Annotated in this window: 17 protein-coding genes and 2 tRNA genes; 10 read left to right on the top strand and 9 right to left on the bottom strand. The window is 72.0% G+C overall.

Annotation, left to right across the window (positions count from 1 at the left end; genetic code table 11):
- The first annotated feature begins 308 nt into the window (after positions 1–308).
- Together ACIQ87_RS21725 and ACIQ87_RS21720 are read left to right on the top strand one after the other, a co-directional pair.
- Positions 309–962 (top strand): response regulator, encoded by a 654-nt coding sequence (locus ACIQ87_RS21725; RefSeq protein WP_402409384.1) that lies wholly within the window; start codon positions 309–311, stop codon positions 960–962.
- The gene (locus tag ACIQ87_RS21720) at positions 959–2,104 is read left to right on the top strand and encodes a sensor histidine kinase (RefSeq protein ID WP_402409135.1); all 1,146 of its coding nucleotides are present in this window, start codon (positions 959–961) and stop codon (positions 2,102–2,104) included. The genes ACIQ87_RS21725 and ACIQ87_RS21720 overlap by 4 nt, the downstream gene beginning before the upstream one ends.
- A 95-nt stretch (positions 2,105–2,199) precedes the next feature.
- Here the strand turns inward: ACIQ87_RS21720 and ACIQ87_RS21715 are convergent.
- A tRNA-Leu gene (locus ACIQ87_RS21715) sits at positions 2,200–2,283 on the bottom strand.
- A 422-nt stretch (positions 2,284–2,705) separates the two neighbouring features.
- Here ACIQ87_RS21715 and ACIQ87_RS21710 point away from each other — a divergent pair.
- The 6 genes from ACIQ87_RS21710 to pknB all read left to right on the top strand — a co-directional run bounded on the left by ACIQ87_RS21710 (position 2,706) and on the right by pknB (position 11,200).
- Positions 2,706–3,566 carry an FhaA domain-containing protein gene (locus ACIQ87_RS21710; protein WP_402409132.1) on the top strand — a complete coding sequence of 287 codons (861 nt, stop codon included), beginning with the start codon at positions 2,706–2,708 and terminating at the stop codon, positions 3,564–3,566.
- A 46-nt stretch (positions 3,567–3,612) separates the two neighbouring features.
- Positions 3,613–4,158 (top strand): FHA domain-containing protein, encoded by a 546-nt coding sequence (locus ACIQ87_RS21705; protein WP_402409129.1) that lies wholly within the window; start codon positions 3,613–3,615, stop codon positions 4,156–4,158.
- A gap of 53 nt (positions 4,159–4,211) precedes the next feature.
- Entirely contained in the window at positions 4,212–5,831 is a 1,620-nt protein-coding gene (locus ACIQ87_RS21700) for a PP2C family protein-serine/threonine phosphatase (RefSeq protein WP_402409126.1), read from the top strand.
- A gap of 160 nt (positions 5,832–5,991) precedes the next feature.
- Positions 5,992–7,368: an FtsW/RodA/SpoVE family cell cycle protein gene (locus tag ACIQ87_RS21695; RefSeq protein ID WP_402409383.1), complete on the top strand. Its 1,377-nt coding sequence runs from the start codon at positions 5,992–5,994 to the stop codon at positions 7,366–7,368.
- A complete protein-coding gene (locus tag ACIQ87_RS21690; protein WP_402409123.1) occupies positions 7,365–8,822 on the top strand; it encodes a peptidoglycan D,D-transpeptidase FtsI family protein in 1,458 nt (485 codons plus the stop codon). The genes ACIQ87_RS21695 and ACIQ87_RS21690 overlap by 4 nt, the downstream gene beginning before the upstream one ends.
- Positions 8,823–9,082: 260 nt before the next feature.
- Positions 9,083–11,200 (top strand): Stk1 family PASTA domain-containing Ser/Thr kinase, encoded by a 2,118-nt coding sequence (gene pknB, locus ACIQ87_RS21685; protein ID WP_402409120.1) that lies wholly within the window; start codon positions 9,083–9,085, stop codon positions 11,198–11,200.
- Positions 11,201–11,343: 143 nt separating this feature from the next.
- Here pknB and ACIQ87_RS21680 read toward each other — a convergent pair whose 3' ends face one another.
- From ACIQ87_RS21680 to ACIQ87_RS21660, 5 genes are all read right to left on the bottom strand, one after another.
- Complete coding sequence (locus tag ACIQ87_RS21680; RefSeq protein ID WP_402409117.1) at positions 11,344–12,201, bottom strand: class E sortase; 858 nt, start codon at positions 12,199–12,201, stop codon at positions 11,344–11,346.
- A gap of 37 nt (positions 12,202–12,238) precedes the next feature.
- Positions 12,239–13,276, bottom strand: a complete 1,038-nt coding sequence (locus tag ACIQ87_RS21675; RefSeq protein ID WP_402409116.1) for a class E sortase — start codon at positions 13,274–13,276, stop codon at positions 12,239–12,241.
- A gap of 5 nt (positions 13,277–13,281) precedes the next feature.
- A complete protein-coding gene (locus ACIQ87_RS21670) occupies positions 13,282–13,947 on the bottom strand; it encodes an aminodeoxychorismate/anthranilate synthase component II (protein WP_392868703.1) in 666 nt (221 codons plus the stop codon).
- 54 nt (positions 13,948–14,001) lie between these two features.
- Entirely contained in the window at positions 14,002–14,181 is a 180-nt protein-coding gene (locus ACIQ87_RS21665; RefSeq protein ID WP_402409113.1) for a hypothetical protein, read from the bottom strand.
- A gap of 69 nt (positions 14,182–14,250) precedes the next feature.
- Positions 14,251–15,015: a DUF881 domain-containing protein gene (locus tag ACIQ87_RS21660; protein WP_392868700.1), complete on the bottom strand. Its 765-nt coding sequence runs from the start codon at positions 15,013–15,015 to the stop codon at positions 14,251–14,253.
- 168 nt (positions 15,016–15,183) lie between these two features.
- On the opposite strand from ACIQ87_RS21660, the gene crgA reads away from it, so the two are divergent.
- The gene (gene crgA / locus ACIQ87_RS21655; protein WP_049656797.1) at positions 15,184–15,432 is read left to right on the top strand and encodes a cell division protein CrgA; all 249 of its coding nucleotides are present in this window, start codon (positions 15,184–15,186) and stop codon (positions 15,430–15,432) included.
- Positions 15,433–15,769: 337 nt separating this feature from the next.
- Here the strand turns inward: crgA and ACIQ87_RS21650 are convergent, their stop codons facing one another.
- Positions 15,770–16,663, bottom strand: coding sequence for a rhomboid family intramembrane serine protease (locus ACIQ87_RS21650; RefSeq protein ID WP_402409108.1), 894 nt, complete (start codon positions 16,661–16,663; stop codon positions 15,770–15,772).
- 263 nt (positions 16,664–16,926) lie between these two features.
- Between ACIQ87_RS21650 and ACIQ87_RS21645 the strand changes: the two genes are divergently transcribed.
- On the top strand, positions 16,927–17,664 hold the full coding sequence (locus ACIQ87_RS21645) for a DUF5324 family protein (RefSeq protein ID WP_402409105.1): 738 nt from the start codon (positions 16,927–16,929) through the stop codon (positions 17,662–17,664).
- 95 nt (positions 17,665–17,759) lie between these two features.
- On the opposite strand, the gene ACIQ87_RS21640 is transcribed toward ACIQ87_RS21645, so the two are convergent.
- A tRNA-Ala gene (locus ACIQ87_RS21640) sits at positions 17,760–17,832 on the bottom strand.
- A 184-nt stretch (positions 17,833–18,016) separates the two neighbouring features.
- Positions 18,017–18,145, bottom strand: coding sequence for a DLW-39 family protein (locus tag ACIQ87_RS21635; protein ID WP_014137031.1), 129 nt, complete (start codon positions 18,143–18,145; stop codon positions 18,017–18,019).
- Positions 18,146–18,302: the final 157 nt, after the last annotated feature.

Genomic DNA, 18,302 nt, shown 5'->3' with positions numbered 1-18,302 from the left:
CGCATCCGCGAACGGCCCGGCGCCGGGCGCCCGCTCGGGCCCGACGGACTGACCGGCGACCTCCCCCGGCCGACCGCCCGATTGGAGAAGCGGCCGGAAAAGAGTCAGCCAACTCCATGGTTCACCACCGAAGCTGAGAATTGCGTGAACCGGGTAGCGGATTCCCACCCCCGCCGAACGGCGGGGGTGCACACCCCCCGGACGTTCGGCACCCCGCCTGCGTAGCCCCTACTCTCGAAACGACCCACGCGGACCGCTCCCGACCCGGCCGCCCGAACCGAGGAGGCACCATCACCACCACCCGCGTGCTGATCGTCGACGACGAGATCCTGGTCCGTTCCGGCCTGGGCCTGATCGTCGGCTCCGCCGCCGACCTGGAGGTGGTCGGCGACTGCTCCGGCGGACAGGCCGAGGAACACGTCCAACGGCTGCGCCCGCACGTGGTGCTGCTCGACATCCGGATGCCCGACCTCGACGGCATCTCGGTGCTGCGCCGGCTGCGCGCCCTGCCCGACCCGCCGGCCGTGGCGATGCTCACCACCTTCGACACCGACGAGTACATCGGCACCGCGCTGCGGGCCGGCGCGACCGGCTTCCTGCTCAAGGACACCGCCCCCGACCAGCTGGTGCACGCCGTCCGGGTGCTCGCGGCCGGCGGCAACATCCTCTCCCCGACCGTCACCCGCACCGTGATCGGCGGCTACGTGGACGGCGGCGGCCCGGACGCCGAGGCCACCGCGCTCGCCCGCACCCTCACCGGCCGGGAACTCGACGTGCTCTCGCTGCTCGGCGAGGGCCTGTCCAACGCCGAGATCGCCGACCGGCTCTTCCTCGGCACCGGCACGGTCAAGGACCACATCAGCGCGATCCTCGGCAAGCTCGGCGCCGCCAACCGGGTCCAGGCCGCCGTGCTGGCCCACCGGGCCGGCCTGGTCCGGCCCAAGCCCGGCGACGGGGCATGACGGCCGCCGACCAACTGCCGTCCAGACGCCTGCCGGCCTGGTGCACCGCGCCCTGGCTGATGCTGCTGCTGCCCGTCCTGTACTCCCTGCTGGACGCCGCGCTGGTGGCCCGGGAGGCCGCCTGGTGGCAGGTGGCGCTGTCCACACTGGCCGCCGTCGCGCTGTTCCTCCGCCGCCGCTTCCCGGTGACGGTGCTGCTGCTCACCATGCCGGGCAGCTGGGTGGACGAGATCTGGCTGGCCCCGATAACGGCCGTCTACTCGGTGGCCGCCGAACGCCCCCGCCCCCGGATCGTGATCCCCTGCGGCATCCTGTTCGCCCTGGTCGAGTTCTTCCACTGGCCGCTGCCCGCGAACCTGATCGACCTCAGCCGGGCCACCGCGCTGGACGCCATCCAGGCCGTGATGCTGGCGGCCGGTCCGGCCGCCACCGGCCTGCTCGCCCGCACCCGGCGGGAGCTGGCCGCCCGCCTGGACGAGCTGACCCGCGGCCAGGAGCGGGAGAGCCGGCTGCTGGCCGAGCGGGTGCTGATCAGCGAGCGCGGCCGGCTGGCCCGGGAGATGCACGACGTGGTCTCGCACCAGGTCAGCCTGATCAGCATCCAGGCCGGCGCGCTCCAGGTGAGCAGCCCCGACCCGGCCGCCGTGACCACCGCCAGGACCATCCGCGAACTGTCGGTACGGACCCTGGACGAGCTGCGCCAGATGGTCGGGGTGCTGCGCGGCACCGGCGGACTGCCGGACGCCCCGCTCGCCCCGCAGCCCCGGCTGGCCGACCTGCCCCGGCTGATCGAGGAGAGCGGCCTGGCCGCCGACTCCGAGCTGGTCCCCGGCGACCGCCCGTGGCCGGAGGCGGTGGAGCGGGCCGCCTACCGCACCGTCCAGGAGGCGCTCACCAACATCACCAAGTACGCCCCGGAGGCGGCGGTGCACGTGCGGGTCTGGGCGAAGGGCCGCCGGCTGCGGGTCGAGGTCCGCAACGAGGCCCCGCCGGTGCACCCGGCCGAGACCCTGCCGGGCGGCGGCCACGGCCTGGTCGGCCTGCGCGAGCGCGCCCAGCTGCTGGGCGGCACCCTCACCGCCGGGCCGACCGCGGACGGCGGCTTCGAGGTGCGCGCCGAACTCCCGGCCGGCCACGGCTGATCCGGCCCGCCCCCGAAGCCGGCGCGGCCGGGCCCGGGCCTTGCGGCCGAGAACGAGAAAGCCCCGCAGATCCGTAGATCTGCGGGGCTTCGCTGTGCGCGAGGGGGGAGTTGAACCCCCACGCCCTTTCGGGCACTGGAACCTGAATCCAGCGCGTCTGCCTATTCCGCCACCCGCGCATGGGTGTCGTCTTCGTTGCCGACCGATCTTCCGAACCGCTCGGTACCATCGGTACTTCGCGCTTCCTTGGACCGGCCTCCCTTCCGGGCGGCCCTTCCGACATGGAAAACATTAGCACGACCTGGGGGGCTGCTCCGAATCCGTTGTCCGGAGAGGCCTACGGCATCCGAACCGATGCCCGACGAACACCCGCACGACTGTCGGAAGAGTGCTCCCACGGGGACGTCTGGCGTGCCGTACCCGAAATGCGTCACCCTGTGTGTCCGAGCCCACCCCCGGGCACCACACGGTCCGGGAACCGTACGGAAGGGCCCGGCGTGGATACGATCAGTACGGAAGTACCGCAAGTAGGAGGCGCGACCGGGTCCCGGGCGGGATCCGGCCGGCAGGCAGGCGAACGAACCCTGGAAGGGGGTGCCCCATGGGAGTGCTGAAGAAGTTCGAGCAGCGGCTCGAGGGTCTCGTCAACGGCACCTTCGCCAAGGTGTTCAAGTCCGAGGTCCAGCCCGTGGAGATCGCCGGAGCGCTGCAGCGCGAGTGCGACAACAACGCGAGCATCTGGAACCGCGACCGCACCGTCGTGCCGAACGACTTCATCGTCGAGCTGAGCCCGCACGACCACGAGCGGCTGAGCCCCTACTCCGGCCAGCTCGGCACCGAGCTGGCCGGCATGGTCCGCGAGTACGCGGAGGCCCAGCGGTACACCTTCATGGGCCCGCTCCAGGTGAACCTGGAGAAGGCCGACGACCTGGACACCGGGCTGTACCGGGTGCGCAGCCGCACCCTCGCCGCCGAGGAGCCCCCGCAGCAGCAGTACGCGCCGCCGCAGCCCGGGTACGACCGCCCGCCGGCCGCTCCGGCCCCCGGCGCACCGTGGCAGCAGCCCGGCGCCGGCCAGTACAACGCGCCCCCGCCGCCGGCCGCGCCCCCCTCGATGCCCCCGGGTCCGCCCGCGGGCGGCAACGTCCGCGCCTTCCCGGGCGCCGGCCACGGCGGCACCGCGGTGCGCCGCTGGATCGAGGTCAACGGCTCCCGGCACCAGATCACCGGCTCGGCCTGCGTGCTCGGCCGGTCGACCGAGGCGGACGTGCGGATCGACGACCCCGGGGTCTCCCGCAAGCACGCCGAGATCCGCCCCGGCACCCCTTCGATGGTGCTCGACCTGGGGTCCACCAACGGCATCGTGGTGGACGGACAGCACACCCAGCGCGCTACGCTCCGCGACGGCTCGCGAATCGTCGTGGGCTCCACCACCATCGTCTACCGGCAGGTCGAAGGGTAGTGTCCGAATTGTTCGCGCGCCTCGCTCACCGACTGGCGGGACGGTCATGTCAGAACTGACCCTCACGGTCATGCGGCTGGGCTTCCTGGCCGTGCTGTGGCTGTTCGTCATCGTCGCGATCCAGGTGATCCGCAGCGACCTGTTCGGCACCAAGGTGAACCCGCGGTCCTCCCGTCGCGGCGCGGGTGCCGCGACCGGTGGCGCCGCCGCCACCGCGACCGCCGCGCGGGCCGCGGCGCCGACGCAGGCCGGTCCGGCGGCGAGCCAGACCCAGGGCGGCGGAGGCCGCCGCCGAGGCGGCCCGACCCAGCTCGTCGTGGTCCAGGGCTCGCTGGCCGGCACCACGGTGGCGCTGCAGGGCCAGACCATCACGCTCGGCCGCGCGCACGACTCCACCATCGTGCTGGACGACGACTACGCGTCCTCCCGGCATGCCAGGATCTATCCGGATCAGACTGGGCAGTGGACGGTCGAGGATCTAGGCTCCACCAACGGCACCTATCTGGACCGGCAGCGCCTGACCGCGCCCACCCCGCTCCAGCCGGGCATGCCGATCCGTATCGGCAGGACCGTCATCGAACTGCGGAAGTAGTAGCGCATGAGGGACAGCATCCCGTCCATGACCCAGAGGGGGGCACAGGTCGCATGACCCTGGTGCTGCGCTTCGCCGCCGGCTCCCACAAGGGACTGATCCGGGAGGGGAACGAGGACTCCGGCTACGCCGGGCCGCGGCTGCTGGCCGTGGCCGACGGCATGGGCGGCGCCGCGGCCGGCGAGGTCGCTTCCTCCGAGGTGCTCGGCTCGATCGTCCGGCTGGACGAGGACGTGCCGGGCGCGGACCTGCTGACCCTGCTGGGCGACGCCGTCCAGGGCGCCAACGACCGGCTCCGGCAGATGGTCGAGGAGGACCCGCAGCTGGAGGGCATGGGCTGCACCCTGACCGCCATGCTGTGGACGGGCCAGCGGATGGGCCTGGTGCACGTCGGCGACTCCCGCGCCTACCTGCTGCGCGACGGCGCCCTGGTGCAGATCACCCAGGACCACACCTGGGTGCAGCGCCTGGTCGACGAGGGCCGGATCACGCCCGAGGAGGCCGAGACCCACCCGCAGCGCTCCCTGCTGATGCGCGCCCTGGACGGCCGCGGCCAGGTCGAGCCCGACCTGTCGATCCGCGAGGTCCGGGCCGGCGACCGCTATCTGATCTGCTCCGACGGCCTCTCCGGCCCGGTCAGCCACCAGACCCTCCAGGACACCCTCGGCAGCTACTACGCGCCCGAGCAGACCGTGCAGGAGCTGATCCAGCTCGCCCTGCGCGGCGGCGGTCCGGACAACATCACCTGCATCGTGGCGGACGTCATCGACGTCGGTGCCACGGACACCATGAGCGGCCAGTTCAACGACGTCCCGGTGGTGGTCGGCGCGGTCGCCGACGCCCCGCCGTCCTCGGCCGCCGCCGACCGCTCGATCGCGGACACCCCGGCCGGCCGCGCCGCCGGCCTCGGCCGCGGCCCGCAGGGCGCCTTCGGCCCGGCCGAGGGCTACGAGGAGGGCTACGGCGCGCAGGGCGGCTTCGGCCCCGCCGAGGGGTACGAGGGAGAGTACGGCTACGGCTCCGGCGAGCCCTCGGTGTACGGCACCGAGGACTTCGACGGGAGGCGGCCCAGGAAGCGCAAGCGCAAGGGCCTGACGATCTCGCTGGCCGCCCTGGTCGCGCTCGGCCTGCTCGGCGGCGCCGGCTGGTTCGGCTACCAGTGGACCCAGGACCAGTACTACGTGGGCACCCAGGAGGACCACGTCGCGATCTACCAGGGCATCAACCAGAACCTGGCCGGTCTGAGCCTGTCCTCGGTGCACTCCTCGTACAGCAAGATCCAGCTGAAGTGGCTGCCCGAGGACCAGCAGGCCCACGTGAAGAAGACCATCTCGGTCGGCAGCATGAAGGACGCCCAGTCGACGGTCAACGAGCTCGACGGCTGGGTCCAGCTCTGCCAGCGGGCCGCCGCACGGGCGAACACCCCGGCCACGCCGCCGGCCACCCAGGCGACGCAGGCGGTGTACCTGGCCGCCACGCCCACCCCGACCGAGAAGAACCGCGGCCCGGCCGCGGCTCCGACCACGTCGCCCTCGACCACCCCGGCGCCGACCGCCCCGGTGGCGCCCACCCCGGCACCGAACGCAACCCCTCCGGCCGGCGCCGCGCAGGGCGACCAGGCCCCGCTGAGCGAAGAGGAACTCAGCCGGGCCAACTCCTGCCCGAAGCAGTGACGTCCGTGATCCGACATAGGACCGCCCCGAGCGGTCTTGCCGGCCGTCAGGGAGCGGTCACCACGTGAGCAGCTACGACCTGAGCGAAGAGTCCACCCGGGCCGGCCGGCGCCGGGCGACGGCCGAACGCGCCGTCCCCCGCCGGCGCGGCAACACCACGATCTCCCTGCAGGAGGCGCCCAACCGGCGCAACACCGAGCTGGCCATGCTGGTCTTCGCGGTGCTGCTGCCGGTCCTCGCGTACGCCAACGTCGGCCTCGCGATGGACGGCAAGCTGCCCGCCGGCATGCTCGGCTACGGGTTCGGCATGGGCGCCCTGGCGGTGGTCGCACACCTGCTGGTGCGCCGCTTCGCGCCGTACGCGGACCCGCTGATGCTGCCGATCGCCACCCTGCTCAACGGGCTCGGGGTGGTGATGATCTGGCGGCTGGACAAGGCGGGCAAGCTGCTCAGGGGCAACTACCCGGCGGCCGAGAACCAGCTGATGTGGTCGGCCCTCGGGATCGCCGGCTTCATCGGGGTGATGGTGCTGCTGAAGGACCACCGGGTGCTCCAGCGCTACACCTACATCTCGATGGTGGTGGCCCTCGTCCTGCTCGCCGCGCCGGCCTTCTTCCCGGCCAGGGCGGAGGACTTCGGCGCGAAGATCTGGATCCGGATGGGCAGCTTCTCCATCCAGCCCGGCGAGTTCGCCAAGATCGTCCTGACCGTGTTCTTCGCCGGCTACCTGATGGTCAAGCGGGACGCCCTGGCGCTGGCCAGCCGCCGGTTCATGGGCCTGTACCTGCCGCGCGGCCGCGACCTCGGCCCGATCATCGTGATCTGGCTGCTCAGCCTGCTGATCCTGATCTTCGAGAACGACCTGGGCACGTCCTTCCTGTTCTTCGGCCTGTTCGTGGTGATGCTCTACGTCGCCACCGAGCGGACCAGCTGGATCCTGTTCGGCCTGCTGATGTCGGTCGGCGGCGCGGTCGCGGTCGCCTCGACCGCCAGCCACGTCAAGGTCCGCATCGACGCCTGGCTCGACCCGATGGCCGCCTTCGGGCCGAACCCGCCGAAGGGCTCCACCGAGCAGATCGGCCAGTCGCTGATGGCGCTCGGCTCCGGCGGGGTCACCGGCTCCGGCCTGGGCCAGGGCCGCTCCTGGCTGATCGCCTTCGCCGCCAAGAGCGACTTCATCCTGGGCTCCTTCGGCGAGGAGCTCGGGCTGACCGGCCTGATGGCGATCTTCCTGCTGTACGCGCTGCTGGTCCAGCGCGGTCTGCGCACCGCGCTCGCCGCCCGCGACCCGTTCGGCAAGCTGTTCGCCGTCGGCCTCTCCTCGGCGATGGCGATCCAGGTGTTCGTCGTGGCCGGCGGTGTCACCGGGCTGATCCCGCTCACCGGTATGACCATGCCGTTCCTCGCCCAGGGCGGTTCGTCCGTGGTCGCCAACTGGGCGCTCGTCGCGATCCTGCTGAAGATCAGCGACAGCGCCCGCCGCCCCGGGGCCGAACCGGCCCCGGCCCCCGAGGGCCAGGGAGGACCCGCCCGATGAACAAGCCGATCCGCCGGGTCTCGATCTTCTGCCTCGTGCTGATCCTGGCCCTGATGGTGCGCACCAACTGGGTGCAGGGCGTCCAGGGCGAGGCCTGGGCCACCAACAAGAACAACAAGCGCCAGCTGTACGACCGGTACGCCCACCCGCGCGGCAACATCATCGTCAGCGGCCAGCCGGTCACGAAGTCGGACTTCGTCAACGGCCTGCGCTACAAGTACAAGCGCTCCTGGGTCGACGGTCCGATGTACGCCCCGGTGACCGGCTACTCCTCCCAGGCCTACGGCTCCAACCAGCTGGAGAACCTGGAGGACGGCATCCTCTCCGGCACCGACGACCGGCTGTTCTTCCGCAACACCCTGGACATGCTGACCGGCGAGCAGAAGCGCGGCGGCGACGTCGTCACCACCATCAACGCCAAGGTCCAGAAGGCCGCCTTCGAAGCCATGGGCAACAAGAAGGGCGCGGTGGTCGCCGTCGACCCGAAGACCGGCGCGATCCTGGCGCTGGTCTCCACCCCGTCCTACGACCCGGGCACCTTCGCCGGCGGCGAGGCCGCCGACACCAAGGCCTGGACGGACCTCAACGCGGACCCGAACAAGCCGATGCTCAACCGGGCGCTGAAGGAGACCTATCCGCCCGGCTCGACCTTCAAGCTGGTCACCGCCACCGCCGCGTTCGAGAACGGCCGCTACCAGGGCATCGACGACGCGACGGAGACGCCCGAGCCGTACATCCTGCCCGGCACGAACACCCAGCTGAAGAACGAGAGCCCGAACGAGCGCTGCGAGAACGCCACCATCAAGTCCGGGATGGACCAGTCCTGCAACACGGTCTTCGCCAAGATGGGCGCGGACCTGGGCAAGGAGCGGATGCGGGCGCAGGCCGAGAAGTTCGGCTTCAACAGCACGATCGACACCCCGATCCGCTCCGAGAAGAGCGTCTTCCCGGACAGCCCGAGCCCGGACGGCACCGCCCAGGACTCGATCGGCCAGCACGACACCCGCGCCACCCCGCTGCAGATGGCCATGGTCTCCGCCGCGATCGCCAACAACGGCAGCCTGATGCAGCCGTACCTGGTCGACCAGGAGCGCTCGGCCACCCTGACCACCATCTCCAAGCACACCGAGAAGCAGTTCTCCCAGCCGATGAGCCCGGCCACCGCGCAGAAGATGCAGGACCTGATGGTCTCGGTGGTCGAGAACGGCACCGGCAGCAACGCCAAGATCCCCGGCCTCCAGGTCGGCGGCAAGACCGGCACCGCGCAGCACGGCGAGGACAACGCCGGGCTGCCGTTCGCCTGGTTCACCTCCTGGGCCAAGACCCCGGACGGCCAGTCGGTCGCGGTCGCGGTGGTGGTCGAGGACGGCTCCCAGAACCGCGATGGCATCAGCGGTGGCCGGCTCGCGGCCCCGATCGCCAAGGCGGTGATGCAGGCCGCACTCGGCAAGTAGGAGCACGGATCCGGGGTGAGGGAAAAGTCACGATCGGCAGCCCCGTCCGGATACCGGTCTGATATCGGCCGACGGCTGACTCCGGTCCGATGCGGTACGACCGGTAGCGTATCCGCCAGCAGCGGGTGTGCCCGTTGCCGCCCGCGAGGCACCGCACGGCCCGGCCGGAGAACCGGTCGCGCACGGCGCGGCGTCACCCAGAGCGTGCGGGGACACCTACGTCACAACCTCACCGGCGGGTGAGGGAGAGGGTCGGATCTATGGAAGAGCCTCGTCGCCTCGGCGGCAGGTACGAGCTCGGCGGCGTCCTCGGACGCGGCGGCATGGCCGAGGTCTACCTCGCCCATGACACCCGACTCGGCCGCTCCGTCGCAGTGAAGACGCTCCGGGCCGACATGGCCCGGGATCCGTCGTTCCAGGCCCGCTTCCGCCGCGAGGCACAGTCGGCGGCGTCCCTGAACCACCCCGCGATCGTCGCCGTGTACGACACCGGCGAGGACTACATCGACGGCATCTCCATCCCGTACATCGTGATGGAGTACGTCGAGGGGTCGACGCTGCGCGAGCTGCTGCACTCCGGCCGCCGGCTGCTGCCCGAGCGCGCGCTGGAGATGACCATCGGCATCCTCCAGGCCCTCGAGTACTCGCACCGGGCCGGCATCGTGCACCGCGACATCAAGCCGGCCAACGTGATGCTGACCCGGCAGGGCAACGTCAAGGTCATGGACTTCGGCATCGCCCGTGCGATGGGCGACGCCGGGATGACCATGACGCAGACCTCGGCCGTCATCGGCACCGCCCAGTACCTCTCCCCCGAACAGGCCAAGGGCGAGCAGGTCGACGCCCGCTCCGACCTCTACTCCACCGGCTGCCTGCTCTACGAGCTGCTGACCGTCCGCCCGCCGTTCGTCGGCGACTCGCCGGTCGCGGTGGCCTACCAGCACGTCCGGGAGGAGCCGCAGCCGCCGTCCGTCTTCGACCCCGAGGTGCGCCCCGAGGTCGACGCGATCGTGCTGAAGGCGCTCGCCAAGGACCGCGACTACCGCTACCAGACCGCCGACGAGATGCGCGACGACATCGAGCGCTTCCTCGACGGCCTGCCCGTGGCCGCCGCCCAGCAGGCCGGGTACGGCATGGGTCCGGCCGGCTACGGCTACGACCAGAACGGCTACCCGCAGCAGCACGACCCGTACGGCCAGACCAACGTGATGCCGCAGCAGCCCGGCGGCCCGACCACCGTCCTGCCGCAGGCCTCCGGGCAGCCCGGCTACGGGCAGCAGGGCGGCTACCAGGACGACGGCTACGGCCAGACCTACGCCGGCGCCCCGGGCGGCGCGGGCGACGGCTACGACGACGGCTACGGCCGCGGCGGCCGCCGGGGCGAGGAACCGCAGAAGAAGAGCAACACCTCCTGGATCGTGCTGGCGGTCGCCGCCGTGCTGGTCCTGGTCGGCACCTTCTTCGTCGCCCAGGCGATGTTCGCCGACAAGGGCGACAAGGAGGCCGCGAAGGTCACCGCGCCGAACCTGGTCGGCAAGACGCTGGCCGAGGCCAAGGCGGCCGCCGCCGGCGTCGGTCCCAAGCTGGTGGTGACCGAGGGCGAGAAGGTCGCCTGCCCGGACGCCAACATCAAGAAGGACCAGGTCTGCACCCAGAACCCGCAGCCGGGCGGGCAGGTCGTCGAGACCGCCACCATCACGGTGCAGATCTCCTCCGGCCCGGCCAAGGCGCCGGTGCCCGCGGTGGTCGGCAAGCCCAAGGACCAGGCCATCAAGGCGCTCGCCGACGCGGGCTTCACCAACGTCACCACCGAGTACAAGGACGACGACACCGCCGCGCAGGACACCGTCACCGCCCAGGACCCGGCGGCCAGCGCGGCCGTCGACCCGAGCACCCCGATCAAGCTGACCGTGTCGCAGGGCAAGACCAAGGTGAACGTCCCGAACGTGGTCGGCTCGCAGAAGGAGGACGCCACGGCGACCCTCCAGGGCCTCGGCTTCCAGGTGGACGCCTCGAAGACCTCGCCGACCCCCGACCCCTCCAAGGTCAACACCGTCGCCGCGCAGTCGGTCCAGGCGAACACCAAGGCCCCGGCCAACTCCAAGATCTCGCTGACCATCTTCAAGGCCCAGGACAAGCCGCAGGTCCCGCCGCTGGCGAACGTCAAGCTGAGCGACGCCGCGAACCAGCTGAAGGCGCTCGGTCTGACCTACACGGTGGTCAACGGCCAGCCGGACCCGAACGCGACGGTGCAGGCGAGCAACCCGCCGGCCGGCACCCCGGTCGACCCGAACACCCAGATCCAGCTGTACATCAAGGCGGCCGAGCCGCCCAAAGGGGGAGACCCCACCACCACACCCCCCAAAGGGGACCACTAGGCCTCCGATATTCCCCTGGTTCGGCTGAACCGGGGGCCGGAGCCCGGGTGACTCCCCGGCACGCCCGAGGGCCCGCCGCAGTTCGTCGCGGCGGGCCCTCGGGCGTTTCCCGTCCCCGGTCCCCAGAAGGCCCGTGAAGGGCCTCAGGAGTGCCGCAGCTCCGGCGGCGGGGTGCGCTTGGCGTCCATGTCGTCCACCCGCGCCAGGCTCCCCCAGACGGCCATCCGGTAGCGCGAGGTGTACACCGGGGTGCAGGTGGTCAGGGTGATGTAGCGGCCGGGGCCGGCGTAGCCAGAGCGGGGCGGGACGGGCGCCACGATGCCGGTGTCGTACTTGGTCGTCTCCGGCAGGGTGTTGTCGACCTTGTAGACGTACCACTTGTCCCGGGTCTCGACCACGACCGCGTCGCCCTTGTGGACGGCGTCCAGGTCGTGGAACTTGGCACCGTGGCCGTCCCGGTGGGCGGCCAGCGCGAAGTTGCCCTGCTCGTCCCACGGCATCGCGGCCTTGTACGGCTGCTCGTAGACGCCCGCCACGCCCTCGTCCAGGACCTCGGTGGAGGTGCCCATCCGGATCAGCACCTGGAAGTCCCTGCCCATCGCCGGGACGTGCAGGAAGCCGACGTCGTCCCCGACCCCGAACTGCCTCGGCGCGGCGCCGGGGGCGCCCGGGGCGGCGGACGCGCCGGGCACGGCGGGGGCCGGGGTAGCACCGGGGGCCGGGGTGGCACCGGGCGCGGCCGAGGGGCCGGCGGCCGGTCCGGCGGCCCAGTCGCTGCGCAGCCGGTCGGCGGCCGCCGAGGCCGCGCGGTCCGCCTGCACGTTGGTCCACCACAGCGAGTAGGCCACGAACAGGCCGAGCACCAGGCCCAGGGTGATCAGCAGCTCGCCGAAGACCCCGAGCGCGACCAGCGCCCGGCTCCGTCCCCGCCCGGCCCGCGGCTCGGGCGGGGGAAAGGCCTCCTGCGCCGGTTCAGCCGACAGCTCGGTCTCGTCCTGCATCTGCGGTGTTCCCCCTCCGGGCCGGGCGGCCGGGCGGCTACCCGCCCGTGATGGCGGCCGGCTTGCCCTGGGCACGCGGCCGTTCGTCGATCATCTTGCCAAAGACGATGAGACGGAACTTGGAGGTGAACTCCGGGGTACAGGTCGTCAGCGTGATGTAGCGGCCGGGACCGGCGTACCCGGCGCCGTTCGGCACCGGCTTGATCACGCTCACGTTGTTGGGGGACGTCTCCGGGATGCCCCCGGTGACCTCGTAGGTGTAGTAGCCGGCGGAGGTCTCCACCACGATCTTGTCGCCCTTGCCGAGCTGGTTGATGTACCGGAACGGCTCGCCGTGGGTGTTGCGGTGGGCGGCCAGCGCGAAGTTGCCCGTCTTGTCGCCCGGCATGCCGGTGTTGGCGTAGTGGCCGACCAGGCCCTTGTCGAGCACCGCCGACTTGGAGGTGCCCTCGGCGATCGGGAACTTCAGCCCCAGCTTGGGCAGGTAGATGATGGCGAAGCCCTTGCCGGGCTCGAACACCTCGGGCTTGTTCGGGTCCGGGGCCGGCTGCCCCGGCTGGGCGGGCGCGGCGGGCGCCGCGTCGAACTGCTGTTCCAGCTGGCTGCGGGCCCCGTCGGCGGCCTCGTCGGCCTGCACGTTGGTCCACCAGAGCTGGTAGGCGACGAAGAGCAGCATCACCAGGCCGAGCGTGATGCACAGCTCGCCGACGCCCCGGGCGGCCACCACCAGCACGGACTCCCTGGGGCGCGCCCGCCCGGCGGCACGGCCGCCCGCCCGGCGCCGGCCGCTGCCGGAGCGAAGCGAGGTGCGGCCGCCCTGGGCGGCACGGCGGCGCTCGGCCCGACCGCCGGTGGGGACCGGTTCGGCGGCCGGTGCGCCGAGGTCCGCGGGCAGCCGCAGCTGGAGGGTCTGGTCGGGCAGCCAGGGGTACTCGGGCCCGTCCACGAGGGGCTCCTGGGCCTGCTCGTACACGCCCCAGGCGTCCTCGGGCGCGGTCTGCACCGGGTACTGCTGCACGGTGCCGTACGGGTCCGCCTCCGGCTGGAAACGTCCCTCCGGACGCAGCGCGGTCACGCCGGTCAGCCCCGGCCGATCACCGGGGCGAGCCCGGCCGACCGGTCGACCGCCTGCGGGAAGCCACACTCCGCGAGCCAGTTGGCGAGCATCCGGTGGCCGCCCTCGGTGAGCACCGACTCGGGGTGGAACTGCACGCCCTCGACCGGCAGTTCACGGTGCCTCAGGCCCATGATCACGCCGCTGTCGGTGCGCGCGGTGACCACCAGCTCGGCCGGCACGGTGGCCGGTTCGACCGCGAGCGAGTGGTAGCGGGTCGCGGTCAGCGGCGAGGGCAGGCCCTCGAACACGCCGCCGTCCTCGTGCTCGACCGGCGAGGTCTTGCCGTGCAGCAGCTCGGGCGCCCGGTCGACCACCGCGCCGTACGCCGCCGCGATCGACTGGAGGCCCAGGCAGACGCCGAACACCGGCAGCCCGATCCGCGCGCAGTGGTGGACCATCTCGATGCAGACCCCGGCCTCCTCGGGGGCACCGGGCCCGGGGGAGAGCAGGACGCCGTCGAAGCCCTCCTCGCCGGAGCGGCGGACGGCGTGCTCGACGGTCACCTCGTCGTTGCGCACCACCTCGCAGGTGGCACCGAGCTGGTACAGGTACTGGACCAGGTTGAAGACGAAGCTGTCGTAGTTGTCCACCACCAGGATGCGGGGCGGAGTGGTCGGCCGGGTCGTCATGCGCGCGTGGTCTCCGTGGGGTGCGGTGCTGGAAGGGGTGCCGGGCCCGCCGGCTCAGCCGGTCGCGGCGCCGTCGCCGCCGTCCACCGTGACGTCACCGAAGGGGAGCAGCGGTTCCGCCCACGGGAAGACGTAGGTGAAGAGGAGGTAGACGGTCCCCAGGACGAGGAGCAGCGAGACGACGGCTCGGACCAGGGTGTTTCCCGGAAGGTGACGCCAGATCCAGCCGTACATGGTGCTCCCTCGACGCAGCGGACTGGGTTAAAGAGTAGACCCGCCGTGCACGGCCGCGGGGCCGGTCCGCTACTGCTGTCCGCCCGCCGACCGCAGCTCCGTGGTGCCGGAGTAGCCGGGCAGGGTCAGCTCGCCGCTCTCCTGGACCTTCCAGCCCAGCCCGTACGCCTGGACGTACTGGAGGTAGTTGCGGATCGTCGGGTCGGCGTCGACGGCCGAACGCAGGGCGTCGGTCTTCCCGACCGCCTTGACCACGTACGGCGGGGAGTAGACCCGGCCCTGGAGCAGCAGCGTGTTGCCGACGCAGCGGACGGCGCTGGTGGAGATCAGCCGCTGGTCCATCACCTGGACGCCCTCGGCGCCGCCCCGCCACAGCGCGTTGACCACGGCCTGGATGTCCTGCTGGTGGATGACCAGGTCGTTGACGCCGGGCTCGGGCACCCCGGGGATGCGCGCGGTGGCGTTCGGCGGGGCGTCGTTGAGGGTGACGGTCAGGCCGCCGCCCTGGAGCGGCTCCAGGGCGGCGCCGGCGCGCAGGCCGTCCAGCTGCGCCGCGTCGGCGGGGTCGTGGCCCTGCCGCTCGGTGAGCTGCTGGGCGCGGGCCTGGAGGTCGGCGAGCTGGGACTGCGCCTGCTGGTTCTGCCCGCTGCGCTGGCGGATCACGTCGCCGAGGCTGAGCAGCGAGTTGTCGGTCCGCAGGTCGGTGCCCCGGGCGGTCTGCGCGCTGATGTAGAAGAGCAGGCCGGCGAGCGCGAAGACGGCGCAGGTCAGGGCACGGCCGACAATTCGGGTGCCGGAGCGGCGGGTACGGGCCGGCTCAGGGGGAATCGACAAATTAGTCACCGTACCCTTATCTCCTCAACACCCGCCGAGCCACTACGCTAACGGACGCCGGTGGCATGCGGCGGAGCGGTCCCCGGGCCGTTCGCCGCAGCCGACCCGGCCGATTCCCCCCCGTTGCACCCCGCGCGGTCTCACAGCGCATCGACAGGAGAGCTCCTCGTGCCGAAGTCTCGACTCCGCAAGAAGTCCGACTACACCCCGCCGACCACGGCCGCGGTGAAGATCAGTTCGGGCCGCGGTTGGGTCGCGCCGCTGATGCTGGCACTGTTCCTGATCGGCCTGGTGTGGATCGTCACCTACTACGTGACCAGCGGCACCTACCCGGTCGAGAGCTGGCGCAACTGGAACATCCTGGTGGGCTTCGGCTTCATCGCCGCCGGGTTCGGCGTCTCCACCCAGTGGAAGTGACGGCCCGACCGTCCTGAGGCTCGGTCCCGAGCCGTTCCCCGCCGTTCCGGATCGCTCGTCCCGGGACGGCGGTCAGGCGTGCCCGGAGCCGGGTGGCAATCCGGTCGGTTATCCCCACCATCGGACTGTCATGCTTATCCACATGGTTATCCACACTGGGGAAAAGTCTCCCCAGCCTGTGGATAACTTTCCCGGGCGGAGCCGCACACCGTTGCGCACAACCCCTCGGAAACGGGAGAACCGCACAGCAGGACACGCGTAGAACAGCAGTCCGCAGCAGGATGGCCGCACAGCCTGTGCACAACCCCGCACCCGCTGTGGACAAACGCTCGAAGGGTCACGCCCCGTACAGGGCCATCCCGGCCAGCAGCATCCCCGCCTCGACCGCCACCGCGCCCACCACCGTCAGGGCCTGGACCAGGCCGCGGCGCTCGCGCGGGGCGTACATCAGGCCGGCCGCGGTCAGCGAGCCGAGCAGCAGGCCGCCGATGTGCGCCCGCCAGTCGATGCCCGGGCGGGAGAAGGTGACGATCAGGTTGAAGACCAGGAACGCCATCGCCGGGCCGAGCGGGCCCTTGTCCCGCAGCTGCATCACGATCGTGGCGCCGATCAGCCCGAAGACCGCCCCGGAGGCGCCCAGCGACCTCATCTCGTGGCCGGCCACCAGGAACGCGAAGCTGCTGCCGCCCAGGCCGGAGACCAGGTAGAGGGCCAGGAAGCGCAGTCGGCCGAGCGCCTGCTCCAGTGCCGGGCCGAGCCAGAACAGCACCAGCATGTTCATCCCGACGTGCCACCACTCCACGTGCAGGAAGGTGGCGGTCAGCAGCCGGTACCACTGGTGCGGGCCGTCGGCGACACCGGCCGGACCGCCGAGGATGTCCGCCCCCGCGCTGAACAGCAACCAGACCTGACCGAGCCGCGGGGTGAGCACGTAGGCCGCCAGCACCCAGACCACGACGTTGATCCCGATCAGCACCCGGGTGACCAGCCCGCCGTCGGCGGCCAGGGCCCCGCCGAACCGGGTGGTCGCCCGCCGCGCCCCGGCGTGGCCGTTGCCGACGCACTCCGGGCACTGGAAGCCCACCGAGGCGGCCACCATGCAGTGCGGGCAGATCGGCCGCTCGCAGCGGGTGCAGGAGACCCCGGTGGGGGTCTGCGGGTGCCGGTAGCAGCCGGGCGGTCCGGCCTCCGGGGACCGATCGGCCGTCGGCCGCGGCTCGTCCGGGAGCATCAGCGGGGTCCCCTTCCCGTACACGACCTCAAAGCCGCCAGCCTACTGCCGCACCGCCGTTCCCGGGCCGGACTCCCCCGCCTCCCTCTCCGGGCCGCCCCACGGGCCCCGCGTACGGCCCACCGACACGCCCGACCGGGCCCCGGCCCGTCCTGCAGGGCCCCGCGTACGGCCCACCCGACATGCCTTCGGACAAATCAGGATGCATGATCAGCATTTAGGTGGATATGTGCATATAGGACGCCACCCAGGAGGAGAGACTCGTGAGCTTTTCGGATTCGGCCCGAGAGACGGCCACCAGGACCCGGGACACCGCCGCACAGTTCGCGGACGGCGCCAAGCAGCGCCTCGGCCCCGCCTTGGACGCCTTCGGTCCGAAGGCCGCACTGGCCGCCCACAACCTCCGCGGCCAGTACGACAGGCACCTCGCCCCGCAGTTCCGCCACGCCTTCGCCAGCCTCCCGCCGGAGGCCCAGCAGAACGCCCTGAAGGCCCTCCACCGGGCCCAGGAGGCCGCCCTGGCGGCCCGCCTGTCCGCCGCCCGGGCGGCGGACCAGACCCGCGCCACCGTCGTCCCCAGGGTCGCCCAGGCGGTCGAGGAGGCCCGTGCCACGGTCGTCCCGGTCGCCCAGGAGGCCCAGGCCCGCGGCGCCGCCGCGCTGACCGCCCTCCACGGCAACGTCAGCGCGGCCGAGATCAGCGAGCTGGCCGCCCGGAACGCCAGGAAGGAGCACTGCAACCGCCTGGCCGCGGGCCTCGCCGTGGCCGGCCTGCTGGCGATCGGCGGCGGCGTCGTCGCCTGGCAGTGGTGGCGCCGGCACAGCAACCCGGAGTGGCTGGTCGAGCCCCCGGCCACGCAGGAACCCCGACCGGCCGGCGCGCACGCCACCTCCGCCCCGGTGAACGGCTCCGGCCCGGAGGCCACCTCCGAACCGACGGACGGGGCCCCGGCCGCCGGGAACGACGACCCCTCCGCCGAGGACGGCCCCGGGCCGCGCTGAGCGGACGGGGCCGAGCGGACGGGAAAGACCGGAAACGCCGATCGGCCGTCGACCAGGATCCTGGTCGACGGCCGATCGGCTACCGCTGTGAACTGTGGAGCATAGGAGATTCGAACTCCTGACATCTGCCTTGCAAAGGCAGCGCTCTACCAACTGAGCTAATGCCCCTCGACGGCACTGCGCGTGCCAGCGGGCACTAGCGTACCGGGTTCCGGCGCGATTCCCAGCGCCGTCCCCCGGGAACCGTGCCGTTCCCTGGGGTCGGCCGGTCCGGTTCTTCGACCGGGCCGGCCGGCCCGGGAGGCGCTGAGGGGCGCCTCCGGAATTCGTCGATCGTCAGATCGCCGGTTGTTCAGCGACCGGCCGGGACCGGGTCGGTGGCCTCGGTCCACAGGTCCTGCTCGGCGCGGTCCGCCTGGACCTGACGGTAGACAAAGAAGCCGCCGAGGGCGACCAGGGCGACCAGGAGAAGCTTCTTCACCGCGGGACCTCGTCCTTCTTGCGTTGGTGGACTCAAGAGCCGGATCCGGCCGGACTGACCGGGCCGACGAGTCCAGTTGTGTTTCGAGCGCGAAACGGGCGGCCGGGTGCCAGACTGCCCTTGCGGCCGATGATACACACCGGTGTCCCAATCGTGA

Source organism: Kitasatospora sp. NPDC096204 (assembly GCF_044763205.1).
Classification (GTDB): domain Bacteria; phylum Actinomycetota; class Actinomycetes; order Streptomycetales; family Streptomycetaceae; genus Kitasatospora.
Note: the sequence above shows the minus strand (reverse complement) of the source record. Positions and strands in the feature narration are given on the sequence as shown.